We start from the raw sequence: 12,657 nt of genomic DNA, 5'->3' as shown, positions 1-12,657 counted from the left end.
CTTTCTGCTTCTTACCAGACGGGACTTTTCGCCAGAGCGATTTCTAATTGATCATTGTTGCGGTGTGTCTGGTCGTTTCCAGCGGAATCGCAACAAATTTGTTGTATTTTGTCTTCTGCCACTCAGCAAAGTGGCAGCACTTTCCATATCTGCTTGCAATAGACCAAGTACCCGGTAACATACCTGACAGATTTTGTGCAGGTGAGGCGGCAATGGACGTGGAAAGCAGAGCGGGCGTAGAACACGGTAAGTCGCTGGCGTCAAAAATCAGCTCTGCGCTGCGGCGTGATCTGATGGAGGGTGTTTTCCGCCCGGGAGACAGACTCCCCAGCGAAAGCGCTCTGAGCCGCGAATATTCGGTCAGTCGCACGGTTGTGCGTGAAGCGGTTGCCATCCTGCGTGCGGATGGCCTTGTGCACGCTCGCAAAGGTGCTGGAATATATGCGCTTGAATTGCCGCAGGAGCAGGACAAGCCTTTCAAGGATCTGACGACTGAACGCATTTCATCGGTTATCGAACTGCTTGAACTGAGGACTGTTTTTGAGGTCGAATCGGCCGGTTTGGCGGCGTCACGACGCTCTGCCGCGCAGATAGAAATGATTCTTGATGCTCACCGGAATATTGGAGAGTGTCTTGCCACGGGCATGCCGACCCGTGATGCCGACTTCAATCTTCACCTCGCCATTGCCGAGGCTACCCAAAACCGGCGTTTCCCGGAGTTTCTGCAGCTTATCCGCTCTGGCATCATCCCGCGTGGCGAGTTGCAGGGATCTGCTCCGGGCTCTCGGCCGAAAGACTACAATCTTCACCTCCAAGAAGAACACGGCCTGATCGTTGATGCGATCATTGAGGGCGATCCTGATCTGGCTCGAGAACGCATGCGCGCACATCTGCGTGGCAGTCTAGATCGCTACAAAGTGTTGTTGCGCTCAAAAGCCAAGGAAAGTGAAGAAATCACTCAGGCATAAACAGCCGTATTGTCAGACAGGCTGAGATATATGTATGATGACATGTTTAGTGTCATCAAGGAGGCCTATATGACCCTTCCCAAGTTCCCGGTTGTTTCACCGGACGCCGGCGTTCTCCGTCAGGTCCTTTCCGAATCCCCAGAGTTGATGGTTGTTTCATTCCGCTTCGAAACTGGAGCAGAAGGTAAGCTTCACAAGCATTCACACGTCCAATCCACCTATGTTTCCAAAGGAAAATTTCGGTTTTTCCGTGATGGCGCAGCCTATGAATTGAAGGTTGGCGACAGTCTCGTCATTCCTGGCAATATTGAACATGGCTGTGAATGCTTGGAAGAAGGGGAGTTAATCGACTGCTTTACCCCCCGCCGGGACGATTTCCTGTAAGCGATGTAACTTGACAGTTTTGTAAACCTGTGACAGGTTGATCAAAATTTGTCAGACAGGACGGGAGCCTGTTAAGGCGCGCTTCCCGCGGCTGGCAAACGGAGGAAACATGTCATCACGTCGCGTACAATTTAATGGTTGGGCCGAGCAGATTGGGACCATAGCTGTCACCCTGCTCGGCTTGCTTATGCTTACTTTCTTTATCGGCCGTATGATGCCTGCCGACCCGGTACGGGCCATCGTCGGTGAAGATGCGACACGGGAGACCTATGAGCAGGTCTTTCGTTCGCTCGGTCTTGACCGCCCCGTGTGGGAGCAGTTCTTCTTATATCTTCGCGATGTGCTGACGGGTAATTTCGGCACGTCTATCCGCACCGGTCAGCCGGTCATCCAGGATATCCTGCATGTCATGCCGGCGACGATTGAGCTGGCAACCTTTGCCATCATCATTGGTGCAGGCCTTGGTGTGCCGCTTGGTGTATTTGCGGCGGTAAACAAGGATCGCTGGCAGGATCATGCCGTGCGTGTCGTCAGCCTGTTCGGCCATTCCATGCCGATTTTCTGGACCGGTATGATCGCGCTGATCGTGTTTTACGCCCATCTCGGTCTTGTTGGCGGTAGTGGCCGCATGGACCAGTTCTATATCGGTCTCGTCGACGAGCGGACAGGTTTCCTGCTGATCGACAGCCTGCTGGCCGGTGACATGGATGTGTTCTGGTCGGCGGTAAACCACCTCATTCTTCCCGCCAGCCTGCTTGGGTATTCGTCATCGGCCTATATTACCCGTATGACCCGCAGCTTCATGCTGGATCAGCTGGGTCAGGAATATGTGACGACGGCACGGGTGAAAGGCCTTTCCAGCCGACAGACCGTCTGGTTACACGCATTTGGCAACATCCGCGTCCAGCTCGTTACCATCGTGGCGCTGGCCTATGGCTCACTGCTTGAGGGTGCCGTGCTGATCGAAACGGTTTTCGCATGGCCCGGTTTTGGCCAGTACCTCACCAGCAACCTGATTATCGGCGATATGAACGCGGTGATGACCTGCGTACTGATCGTGGGCGTCATCTTCATCGGGCTTAACCTGTTGTCTGACGTTCTCTACCGCTTCTTTGATCCGAGGACACGCTGATGACCACGCAAACACAAAGCACAGTGCGTCTTCCCGCCTGGTTGAATGCCCTGAAAAACATTTTTGTTTTTCTGCTGAAAAGTCCGACCTCGACCTTTGGTCTGATCGTTCTGGGACTGCTTATTCTGGCGGCGGTTTTTGCGCCATTCATTGCAACGCATGACCCCTATGCTCAGGATCTGGTCAACACCCTGCAGGCACCCGGTAACGGACATCTGTTCGGTACGGACGAGCTGGGACGTGATATTTTCAGCCGCCTGATTTGGGGCGCCCGTATCACACTGACGATCATCTTCCTGGTGTCGATCATTGTTGGCCCGATTGGACTGATTGTCGGCACGGCGTCCGGTTATCTCGGTGGCAAGTTTGATACGGTGATGATGCGTATTACCGATATCTTCCTGTCTTTCCCGAGCCTCATCCTGTCGCTGGCCTTTGTTGCGGCATTGGGACCAAGCCTCAACAATGCAATCATCGCCATTGCCTTGACCTCGTGGCCACCGATTGCGCGTCTGGCGCGCGCTGAAGCGATGACCTTCCGCAATGCCGACTACATCGCGGCCGCACGTCTTCAGGGTGCGTCACCCATGCGCATCATCGTCAAGTCGATCATGCCGATGTGTCTGCCATCTGTTCTCATTCGTCTGACACTCAACATGGCAACGGTGATCCTGACAGCTGCCGGTCTTGGCTTTCTCGGTCTCGGCGCACAGCCACCATTGCCGGAATGGGGCGCAATGATCGCGACGGGACGGCGTTACATGCTGGATAGCTGGTGGCTGGTGACCTTCCCGGGCGTTGCCATCCTGTCGGTCAGTCTTGCCTTCAACCTGTTGGGCGACGGTCTGCGCGATGCACTCGACCCGAAGCAGATGAACCGGAGATAAGACGATGGAAAAGACCATTCTTGACGTTGAAAATCTCCGCATTCGTTATGGTGGCTCCGCCACGGAAGCCGTGCGCGGAGTGTCCTTCACCCTTGGACGCGAACGTCTCGGTATCGTTGGGGAAAGTGGCTCTGGTAAATCGACCGTAGGGCGTGCGTTGCTGAGACTGCTGCCCGGTGCGACCATTACCGCTGACACGTTGCGTTTCGACGAACTCGACCTTCTATCGCTCTCGGAAAAAGAGATGCTCAAGGTTCGCGGTCGTCGTATGTCGATGATCCTTCAGGATCCGAAGTTTTCGTTGAACCCGATCCGTCGGGTCGGCGATCAGGTGGCTGAAACCTATTTGCGGCATTTCAAATGCGCCAAGTCGGAAGCCAAAGACAAGGCACTGGCCATGCTGGAGGCGGTGAAGATCCGTGATCCGCTGCGTGTCTACCAGCAGTATCCGCACGAGATTTCTGGCGGTATGGGCCAGCGTGTGATGATTGCCATGATGCTGTTGGCCGATCCTGATCTGGTGATTGCCGATGAGCCAACCTCGGCGCTTGATGTGACCGTGCGCCTTCAGGTGCTCAATATTCTCGACAGCCTTGTGCGCGACCGCGGCATTGGCCTGATCATGATCAGTCACGACCTTAATCTGGTGCGCAATTTCTGTGACCGCGTTCTTATCATGTATGCCGGTCGCGTTGTGGAAACCCTTGAGGCGCGTCATCTCGATAATGCGCAACATCCTTATACGCGTGGTCTGCTGGCTGCACAGCCGCGTATTGGTGGTTCGCGTGCGCCGCTTGCGGTGCTCGACCGTCGTCCTGAATGGCTGGAGGAAACCGTCTGATGTCCGTTTCTGTTGAAACTCGCGATCTGTCCATTTCCTTCGGCACTGAACCCAATGCGGTCAAGGTTCTGCCCGGTGTATCATTCTCTGTTCAGCCGGGAGAATGTTTTGGCCTCGTCGGTGAATCCGGCTCCGGCAAGTCCACCGTTCTGCGTTGCGTTTCCATGCTGACGGATTTCTGGAAGGGTGAGGTGCTGATCGCGGGCAAATCCGTTCGGGATATGCCACTGATCGACCGTTGCCGCATCCTGCAAATGGTGTTTCAGGATCCCTATGGTTCCTTGCATCCGCGCCAGTCGGTGCGCACAGTTCTGAATGAACCACTGGTCATCCACAAGCTGGGCGACAGAGAAGAGCGCATGCGCAAGGCCATCACCGATGTTGGTCTGCCGGTGTCGTTCCTTGATCGTTTTCCGCACCAGCTGTCCGGCGGCCAGCGCCAGCGCGTTGCTATTGCCCGTGCGCTGATCCTGGAGCCATCCTTGCTGCTATTGGATGAACCAACCTCGGCACTGGATGTGTCTGTTCAGGCGGAAATTCTCAACCTGTTGCAGCGTCTTCGTGAAGAGCGTGGTTTTACCTACATCATGGTTACACACGATCTGGCTGTGGTTGATCATATGTGTGATCGCTTTGCGGTGATGTTGCGGGGCGAAATTACCGAAATCCTGCCGCGCCAAGCCATCGCTGGAAACGGTGCCACGCATGATTATGCGCGTGAACTGATTGGTGCATCTCTGGAGTATGAAGGCGCACATTAAAGTGCTTGGTGCTCAACCGCGCAAAAGGTGTTTCGACTATACCAAACCGGCGTAATCTTCGCCCCTATATGGGGTGTGCTGAAGCCGATATATCGCATCTTCCATCGGGCCGCACCTCCATTGCGGCCCGTGTCCCGGGGCATCAGCCCAACTCCTCCCCACTTGCCCGGCATTTTTGCCGGGCATTTTTTCTGCGAAGTGTTTTAGATGGCCGCCAGGATGCGGTTGCAGATCGGTTTGCTGGCTGCTTTCTGCATGGTCACTTTTTGCTCTACCGCTTGAATGATTGTGTCGCTGAAGTCTACACCGCTCAATTCTTTGATATTCCATAGGCCGCCCGGCGAAAAAACATTCACTTCCAATATCTTGTCACCGACAATATCGAGACCGACAAGGAACATTCCGTCCTCAATCAGTTTGGGACGCATGACCTCTGCAAGCGCCAGAATGTCGTCATTGATTTTTACGGCCTCCGCAGTCCCCTTTGCATGAATGTTGGAACGCAGATCGCCCTTGGCAGGGACGCGTCTCAGCGCCGCATGCACGCCATTATGGACAAGTGGCCTGCCATTCATCATGAAAAACCGAACGTCACCTTCGGTCGCAGCTGGCAGATATGCCTGCGCAATCAAATAGCCTTCGACGCTGATAGCTTCGAAAATCTGGTTAAGGTTGGCTTCCTTGCTGGAGCTGATTTTAAATACGTTCTTTCCGCCTGATCCCTGTAAAGGCTTTACAACAACCCCTTTGGGATGCTGTTCCACAAAGCTGCGCAGTTCATCCGGATTACGGGTGATCAGTGTGGTAGGGCGCACAATTTCCGGAAAGCTTTGAAAATAGAGCTTGTTCTGGGCCTTTGTCAGTCCCTCGGGATCGTTGAGGACAACCACACCGCGTTCTGCCGCCATTCGTCCGAACAGCACACCGGCATGAACTGCCCAAGGGCGGGCTGTCAGGTCAAGCGACGGGTCGTTGCGCAACATCAATGCATCGATTTCGCTAACATCGAATGTCTTGCGTTCCAGAGCCTTGTCCTGCAAAGCGGCATGGAAGGTTTCCGGCTTCTTATATTTAGCGTGGGGCAACACTGCTGCATGAACAGCGAGGCTGTCGTCATCACGCAGGCTGAAATCGCCGGGGCAGAGGTATACGACCTCATGCCCGCGATTGAGTGCTGCCATAGCCATCAGTGCGGTTGCAAACTGTGGGCCTTCTGACTCGATGGAATTTACGAAAAATGCAATACGCATATGTCCCTCCTAAAGATTTGCCATGTCCGATATTGGCAATCCCTTGCTGATGTCTTCCAGTCGCTTTTTTGCGCTGACGTCAGCGAGAAATGCCGGATAAATATTTGGTGAGCGCAGGAGGCCACGTTGTGCCAATTCCTGCATAATGGGAAAATGATCGGCAGCAATTTTGCCCATCCAGAATGGGTCAAGTGATCCGCCATCGCGCAGATGAAAGACCACCTGGGCCAGACCGCGAAGATAGATCGCATCCTTGCTCAAGCCACCACCGCGATAAATCCTCAGTGTCAGGTTGAAAGCACCCGCAGCACTAAGTCCGTGGGTTTTGGTCATCAGGTGAAATGTTTCGGTAAATGATGCGCCGTCAAGCATGGCTGCGCAGGCAACGACCCGCGCTGCAATCAGGCGCAAGCGTTCGCGGGTCATGCCGCCGGTGAGATATTCAGCCAGCACGGCCAGCCCTTCCTGAACACCTTCGTAGCCGGAAAGGCCATTTCTGAACACTCGCAGGCCCTGCGAGGAGCCGTTGAAGTATGTTAAAAGATGCACGCCGATTTCGTGGGAAAGAAGGGCATCGATCCGTCGCCGTTCCATCAATGTATGGCGTGAGACAAGCAACTTGCTGCCGGTGACCATAAGGCCGGGTGGCAAGTCGTCCCGTATTTCAACCCTCGCCGAAAACTCGGGTGAAACATCATGATATGCCGCCACCATGTCACGGGACTTTTGAGCCACTTCATAACAATCTGCCATGGCGATCTCGCTTGCATCGTCGTCCAGTTTGCAATGTGCAAGCACATCTTTGGCAAGAGAGAGCAGGCTGTCCTCAACCGGACCGTAAAGGGCGCGGCTGAAATCCGTGAAACGGTGGGTGTTCAACGATCGTAACATCGTCAGTTGCAGGTCTGTCTCCTGCTGCTTTTCTCTGTAAAGACGATAAAGAACCGGATCTTCCAGATGTTCGAAAGCGATAGAATAGAGTTTTCGTTTTTGTGCTTCCACGTCCACGCCCAATGGACGGTAGAGGAACTTTGGCTCACGCTCAAAATCGCTTTTCTCAAAATCCTTGAATGCCTGACCGGCATTGATGGGCGTGACGGCGAGTAGAAAGTCGAAAGAAGAAACGATCTCGTCCATAGCGCGATCTGCACGACGCACAGCGTCGACGAAAGCTTTACGGCCAAGTGCGCGGTGTGAAGCAGTTTCGAGCGCTCCGGTCTTGCTGCTATAGGCCGCTAAAGCCTGTAACCCTGCATCGGAAATGTTGGAGATCAGACGTTCCCGCAGGTCTGGATAAAAAGCACCGGATTCGGGTTGTCGATAGATTGGTGCATAACGCACGGTGATACTGGGAAAATCGATGCCAGCTTTGCGCAATTTAAGCTGCGGGTCGTCTTCTGGACGCGGCGCTGTAATACGCGGTATTCGGAACATGACCTCTGCATCGCAGACAGCCTTGATGAACGCCTCCATGGCGATTTGTATTTCAGGCCCGTTGCTCGCTGAGACAGAGACATTGAAATGTGGAAGATATGGCGAGTCATCGGCTAGAAGGATGTCATGTTCGAGTTCGCCGACATCCAGCAGCATGAAGGCGCCAAAGGTCTTTCGCATGGCGTTGCCAACTGCCCTGATAAGCGGGGCGGCTTCATTCAGTGTATTGGCAATAAGATAAGATGCATTTGCCGCGACGACATCGCGGGCAGCTAGGTCCTTTGTACCGCCTGCAATGTGAACACACAGGAATGGCAATGGCCGGTCGATATGCAAACGCCCTGCCGTGCCGATATCTCGGCGAACCGGGGTGCCCGCCTGAAGGCAGTTGACGACATCATCCAGCAGTTCGTCATTCGCTGTTGTACTGATCAGAGGAACAACGCTCATCTGGCATCCCGAACCAAGCTCTCAAGCATCTTGGCGCCCGCTGATACAAGTTCTCTCAACTCGGTAATCGCCTGCTGATCTGGCTCGCCTGTCCATTCATCCATGAAGATTTTTTTGAATTCGACTGCTATTGCGCAACCGGTTTGCGGAAATCGCTCGTGAATGAAACGGGTCTGCTCACCCTTGCCCTGAAATGCCACATTTTCGCGGACGTCCAAAAGACGGCCTTTTATCCGGCGTGACGCAAAAAGCTGTCCGAGTGCCGTTACAACACTGCTCCAGCGCTGCGTATCCATCGACCATGTTCCGATGTTGATATCAGGGGCCTCAGCTTGCGGTGTAGGGGCAACATCTGCTCCACCGCGGCGATGGTTGTAGCTATGGACATCCAGTACGATGAACTGGCCGTGCCGCTTTTCCATACGCTTCAACACGGTTTCGAGCGTAGCGTAATAGTCATCATGAAATGAAAGGGATTGTTCAACTTCGTCAGAGGAAAGGGGCCGTTTCCAAACCTCAAGGCCCCAGGATTGTTCGGGTCTGCTGTAGACCGCATCCGGTTTGGCGCGGTTGAGATCGGTTTCAAAACGCGAGTGATGGACTATGATGCGGTTCTGGACGTCGCGAATAATCTCGCCGGTAAACGGATCTTCTTCTCGCAGCCTTTGATCAGCCGAAAGTGCCATGATATCGCTGATGTCAGCGCGCACGGCATGTCCGTCATGTATGGCAGTGGCAATAACGGGGCTGTCGGCAAATTCCAGCGTCCAGAGTTTCCCCGTAGCTGTCTTTTCGAAGCCGTCGTTGATACGCATGCTGTCCCAATCCTTGCTTATGTTTTCAGGATTGGGAAATGATTGGTCAGGCCTGTTTGTTCCCTTGAAGAGTGTCCCAAGACAGCAATTTCTGGTTTTAGAGAAGGGACAGGCAGCGCGGCAAAGGCGATTGGCCGATGGAAAAGACTGGTGGGGCGTTGCCGGTTTTTATGTCGGCGGCTGATGCATTTTACGGCCGCTTTACATACTCGCACCATCAATGCGGCTCTAGTCGATATTAAACGCAATGTGGCAAGCAGACCCAACGTTAGGTGCTACCCTTGCTTTCGTCCGATATGCATTAGCAAACGGTTTGGTAGCGCTGGACGATGGTCGACAATACCTCGTCGACTGGATGGGCCAGCCAGCGGTGCGAGAAAATCTCCACCTCTTGGGGGCCATGGAAACCGGCAGCTTCTACCATGCGCCGGAAGCCTTTCAGGTCGATGACGCCATCTCCCATCATGCCGCGATCATTAAGCGGGTCCGTCGTCGGGACAAGCCAGTCGCAGATATGATGCGCCAGAATTTGACCGTTGCGGCCAGCGCGCGCCACCTGTTCTTGAAGGTCGGGATCCCACCACACATGATAAACATCAATGGCGACACCTGTGCCGTCTCCTAGCCTGTCACAAAGGTCGAGCGACTGCTTGAGTGTGTTGAAACATGCGCGATCTGCGGCGTAAAACGGATGAAGAGGCTCGATGGCCAGCGGAACGCCGGCCGCACGGGCATAGGGCAAAAGTGCCGCCATGCCATCCTCAACCATTTGTCTTGCTCCTACAATGTCGCGAGAGCCCTGTGGTAATCCGCCAACGACCATGACTAGGCAATCGGCGTTCATGGCGGCGGCCTCATCCACTGCGCGACGGTTATCTTCGAGCGCTTTTTGTCGTCCGGTCTCGTCCGGTGCGGGGAAAAAACCACCGCGACAATGGCCGCTGAGACGTATGCCATTTTGTTCGATGATTGTGGCGGCCTCTTTCAGGCCAACACCGTGAACCTGATCGCGCCAGGGAGAAATGGTGGTGATGCCGTGGGCAAGGCAGGCATCGATCAGTGCACCGAATGAACCACCCTGTTTGATCGTCGCAAAATTGATCGAAAGACCGTCGATGGTCATGATGTTCTCTCCTGATCTGACGAAGATGCTTGCAAAGCGCTGAATGTGGCTTTCGCCGCATCGGCATCGACCCCAAGTCCCTTGGCCGCGATAGCTGTCGCCAAAGAAATCTGGCCGTTGACGGCACTGAGTTTGGCTCGACCGTCGCCTGCATTACGGTAGAGATCCGGATGCGCACTCAGCCAGGCATGGTTTTCACCGTCTGTTGCTCCGGCCATGCCGCTAACATAGTGGTGACCGTTTCGCTCGATGTGGCCAAGACCGAGCAGGGCGGCCAACGCCAAATCCTGCTGAACTGCAATGCCAGCCTGCGTGGTCAGATCTTCCGCCGACATGAAGTAACCGCCGCTATTTTCGCCATTCCATTTTGAAATTCGCATGGCGTTCAGAACCGAACGGTAAAAGCCCTTGCATGATTTCGATGAGATGCCGCGATACCCCTGCGCTTTCGCCAACAGAAAGGCGTCCGGTGTGCCATCCGATTCATCAATTTCAACCGGCACCTTGCCGGCAAGGCGGGATACGGATTGATTGAAAGCATTATGTCTGGCTATCGGCTGTTCGATGAACAGCAGGGAGCGTCGCAACTGTGCAAGTGCCGGTTCAGCGTCAATCTGCGCCAAGAGATCAAGCACACTGTCTTCATCTGCGAACTGTTCGTTACCATCAAGTGTCACCTGATAGTCTGGCAGCGTCGCCAGAACTGCTGCTATGGCTTTCAGTCTTTCAGTGTCTTCTTTTGGTCGTCCCGATACCTTGAGCTTGAAATAGCGTAAGCCGTAGGTCGCGATTTCTTCTTCCAGGCATTCCGGCAAGCCATCATTGAGGCGGTGCCCCTTAATGTCATCAGGTCGCAGTGCATCTATGTAGCCGACCGTATGACGCAGAAAGAGGCTTGGTTGTGGTTTCAAACCTTCGAGGAAAACGCTTATATCAAATGCTGCAAGATCGGGCGTGGTCGATGCATTGATGCCGGGCAGGTTTATGCGGATTGCGTCTGTAACGGACAGATCATTGAGCCTGCAAAGTGCGTCGAGAATGGCACGATCGACAAGAGCAAGTCCAAATGATGTGATCAGGCCATTAAAACCGCGCTTTGCCGCATCATTGTGATGCTGAGGCTCCATCCTCGCGTGAAGCTCAAAAGCCGTTGCAGGCTCTGCCGTTCTAGCAAGTGCGACCGCCATATGCAGCGATTGGCGCAGTTGATCTTCGTTCTCCGCATTTCCAAGGTCCGGGTTCTTGTCGAACCATTTGGGCACCATTAGCTCGGCTGCATAACCTTCCGCTATGCGTCCCTTGCTGTCCTCAATCGTCAGCGAAAGAAAAGCCTGCGTTGCTTCGGTCACGGTTGCCGCACCAAAACGAAACGGCACCCGCATGGCTAGACGCCGTTCGTAAATTGCGGCGTCCTTGATTTTCAAGACAGGTGTTTCGGACATCTCAATTGACACCTCGAACAGCGAGAAATGCTTTCATGCGATGTGTGGCTTCATCCGGGTCGGCCAGGACATTGGCCTTGTCAGCCAATCGGAAAAGCTCTGCAAAATGTTGGGTCGAACGGGTGCTTTCCTGTCCACCAATCATGGTGAAATGGTTTTGTAGTCCATTGAGGTAAGCAAGGAAGACAACGCCAGTTTTATAAAAACGGGTCGGGGCCTTGAATATATGGCGAGACAACGCAACGGTTGGCTCCAGAATGTCGAAGAATTCATTGTTGGCACCACGTTTCAGACTGGCGAGTGCCTTGGACGCGGCGGGCGCGATGGAATCAAAAATGCCAAGCAACGCGTCGGAATGTCCGTGCTCATCACCGGCAATGAGTTCGGCGTAATTGAAGTCGTCGCCGGTATACATGCGCACGCCAGATGGCAGTCGGCGACGCATCAGTATTTCCTTTTCCTTGGAAAGAAGAGAAATCTTGATGCCGTCGATCTTGTCGGCATTGGCAGAAATCATTGCAAGGCAGGTATCCATCGCCGCCATATGATCGCCTGATCCCCAATAACCTTCCAGCACGGGATCGAACATTTCACCCAGCCAGTGGATGATAACCTTTTCTTTTGCCTGTGCGAGAACGCGTGCATAGGTTTCGAGATAATCGTCAGGTGATTTTGCTGCTGCCGCCAATGCGCGACTTGCCATCAAGATGACCTGTCCACCTTCGCCTTGCACGAAATCCAGCTGTTCAAGATAGGCGTCAACAATCGCATCGAGGCTGTAATCGGTGCCGATCAGATGATCAGTACCGACGCCGCAGGCGATCAGTGCGTCCTTGCGACTTGCAGCTTCCTTCAGAGAGCGGGAAATCAGTTCCTGCGCCTGTGGCCATGCTAGCCCCATACCACGCTGGGCCGTATCCATGGCTTCGGCAACACCGAGCCCCAAATCCCAAAGCCGGTGGCGGAAGTGCAGCGTGCCTTCCCAGTCAATGGCCGGGGTCAGCCATGGATCGTTTTCCGCAAATGGGTCTGCGACAACATGGGCGGCTGCAAAGGCCACGCGGTTAAAATCTGCGGCACTGCGCTTTTCAAGCGCTATAGGTGTACCACTCAGTGTGTAAAGCTCGATCGAGCGATCATCTTTCGGTAGCTTGAGTTCGATCATTGTCG

Annotated in this window: 12 protein-coding genes; 6 read left to right on the top strand and 6 right to left on the bottom strand. The window is 54.1% G+C overall.

Features of this window, described 5'->3' with window-relative positions:
* The first annotated feature begins 212 nt into the window (after positions 1-212).
* The 6 genes from PYL13_RS17240 (at position 213) to PYL13_RS17215 (ending at position 4,973) form a co-directional block, all read left to right on the top strand.
* Complete coding sequence (locus PYL13_RS17240) at positions 213-968, top strand: FadR/GntR family transcriptional regulator (RefSeq protein WP_250985732.1); 756 nt, start codon at positions 213-215, stop codon at positions 966-968.
* Positions 969-1,037: 69 nt separating this feature from the next.
* Positions 1,038-1,352 carry a cupin domain-containing protein gene (locus tag PYL13_RS17235; RefSeq protein ID WP_275642470.1) on the top strand — a complete coding sequence of 105 codons (315 nt, stop codon included), beginning with the start codon at positions 1,038-1,040 and terminating at the stop codon, positions 1,350-1,352.
* Between the two features lie 109 nt (positions 1,353-1,461).
* Positions 1,462-2,484 (top strand): ABC transporter permease, encoded by a 1,023-nt coding sequence (locus tag PYL13_RS17230; protein ID WP_192489326.1) that lies wholly within the window; start codon positions 1,462-1,464, stop codon positions 2,482-2,484.
* Positions 2,484-3,371, top strand: a complete 888-nt coding sequence (locus tag PYL13_RS17225) for an ABC transporter permease (protein ID WP_192489325.1) — start codon at positions 2,484-2,486, stop codon at positions 3,369-3,371. The genes PYL13_RS17230 and PYL13_RS17225 overlap by 1 nt, the downstream gene beginning before the upstream one ends.
* 4 nt (positions 3,372-3,375) lie before the next feature.
* A complete protein-coding gene (locus PYL13_RS17220) occupies positions 3,376-4,212 on the top strand; it encodes an ABC transporter ATP-binding protein (protein WP_275642469.1) in 837 nt (278 codons plus the stop codon).
* The gene (locus PYL13_RS17215; RefSeq protein ID WP_192489323.1) at positions 4,212-4,973 is read left to right on the top strand and encodes an ABC transporter ATP-binding protein; all 762 of its coding nucleotides are present in this window, start codon (positions 4,212-4,214) and stop codon (positions 4,971-4,973) included. Before PYL13_RS17220 ends, PYL13_RS17215 begins: the two co-directional genes overlap by 1 nt.
* 203 nt (positions 4,974-5,176) lie before the next feature.
* On the opposite strand, the gene PYL13_RS17210 is transcribed toward PYL13_RS17215, so the two are convergent.
* The 6 genes from PYL13_RS17210 to PYL13_RS17185 all read right to left on the bottom strand — a co-directional run bounded on the left by PYL13_RS17210 (position 5,177) and on the right by PYL13_RS17185 (position 12,652).
* Entirely contained in the window at positions 5,177-6,223 is a 1,047-nt protein-coding gene (locus PYL13_RS17210) for a glutathione synthetase (protein ID WP_275642468.1), read from the bottom strand.
* Between the two features lie 9 nt (positions 6,224-6,232).
* Positions 6,233-8,107 carry a flavohemoglobin expression-modulating QEGLA motif protein gene (locus PYL13_RS17205; protein WP_275642467.1) on the bottom strand — a complete coding sequence of 625 codons (1,875 nt, stop codon included), beginning with the start codon at positions 8,105-8,107 and terminating at the stop codon, positions 6,233-6,235.
* Positions 8,104-8,922 carry an N-formylglutamate amidohydrolase gene (locus PYL13_RS17200; RefSeq protein ID WP_192489320.1) on the bottom strand — a complete coding sequence of 273 codons (819 nt, stop codon included), beginning with the start codon at positions 8,920-8,922 and terminating at the stop codon, positions 8,104-8,106. Before PYL13_RS17200 ends, PYL13_RS17205 begins: the two co-directional genes overlap by 4 nt.
* 301 nt (positions 8,923-9,223) lie before the next feature.
* Complete coding sequence (locus PYL13_RS17195) at positions 9,224-10,045, bottom strand: sugar phosphate isomerase/epimerase family protein (RefSeq protein ID WP_275642466.1); 822 nt, start codon at positions 10,043-10,045, stop codon at positions 9,224-9,226.
* Positions 10,042-11,487 (bottom strand): enolase C-terminal domain-like protein, encoded by a 1,446-nt coding sequence (locus tag PYL13_RS17190; protein ID WP_275642465.1) that lies wholly within the window; start codon positions 11,485-11,487, stop codon positions 10,042-10,044. Before PYL13_RS17190 ends, PYL13_RS17195 begins: the two co-directional genes overlap by 4 nt.
* A gap of 1 nt (position 11,488) precedes the next feature.
* A complete protein-coding gene (locus PYL13_RS17185; protein ID WP_275642464.1) occupies positions 11,489-12,652 on the bottom strand; it encodes a dihydrodipicolinate synthase family protein in 1,164 nt (387 codons plus the stop codon).
* Positions 12,653-12,657 lie beyond the last annotated feature (5 nt).

The organism is Agrobacterium sp. Azo12 (assembly GCF_029193765.2).
Taxonomy (GTDB): domain Bacteria; phylum Pseudomonadota; class Alphaproteobacteria; order Rhizobiales; family Rhizobiaceae; genus Agrobacterium.
The sequence above is the reverse complement of the archived record's forward strand: the minus strand, read 5'-3'. Positions and strand labels throughout refer to the sequence as shown.

What these genes read in the sequence shown, in the direction of transcription:
- PYL13_RS17240 (WP_250985732.1), top strand. Translation starts at nt 213, where the DNA reads ATGGACGTGGAAAGCAGAGCGGGCGTAGAACACGGTAAGTCGCTGGCG.
- PYL13_RS17235 (WP_275642470.1), top strand. Translation starts at nt 1,038, where the DNA reads ATGACCCTTCCCAAGTTCCCGGTTGTTTCACCGGACGCCGGCGTTCTC.
- PYL13_RS17230 (WP_192489326.1), top strand. Translation starts at nt 1,462, where the DNA reads ATGTCATCACGTCGCGTACAATTTAATGGTTGGGCCGAGCAGATTGGG.
- PYL13_RS17225 (WP_192489325.1), top strand. Translation starts at nt 2,484, where the DNA reads ATGACCACGCAAACACAAAGCACAGTGCGTCTTCCCGCCTGGTTGAAT.
- PYL13_RS17220 (WP_275642469.1), top strand. Translation starts at nt 3,376, where the DNA reads ATGGAAAAGACCATTCTTGACGTTGAAAATCTCCGCATTCGTTATGGT.
- PYL13_RS17215 (WP_192489323.1), top strand. Translation starts at nt 4,212, where the DNA reads ATGTCCGTTTCTGTTGAAACTCGCGATCTGTCCATTTCCTTCGGCACT.
- PYL13_RS17210 (WP_275642468.1), bottom strand. Translation starts at nt 6,223, where the DNA reads ATGCGTATTGCATTTTTCGTAAATTCCATCGAGTCAGAAGGCCCACAG.
- PYL13_RS17205 (WP_275642467.1), bottom strand. Translation starts at nt 8,107, where the DNA reads ATGAGCGTTGTTCCTCTGATCAGTACAACAGCGAATGACGAACTGCTG.
- PYL13_RS17200 (WP_192489320.1), bottom strand. Translation starts at nt 8,922, where the DNA reads ATGCGTATCAACGACGGCTTCGAAAAGACAGCTACGGGGAAACTCTGG.
- PYL13_RS17195 (WP_275642466.1), bottom strand. Translation starts at nt 10,045, where the DNA reads ATGACCATCGACGGTCTTTCGATCAATTTTGCGACGATCAAACAGGGT.
- PYL13_RS17190 (WP_275642465.1), bottom strand. Translation starts at nt 11,487, where the DNA reads ATGTCCGAAACACCTGTCTTGAAAATCAAGGACGCCGCAATTTACGAA.
- PYL13_RS17185 (WP_275642464.1), bottom strand. Translation starts at nt 12,652, where the DNA reads ATGATCGAACTCAAGCTACCGAAAGATGATCGCTCGATCGAGCTTTAC.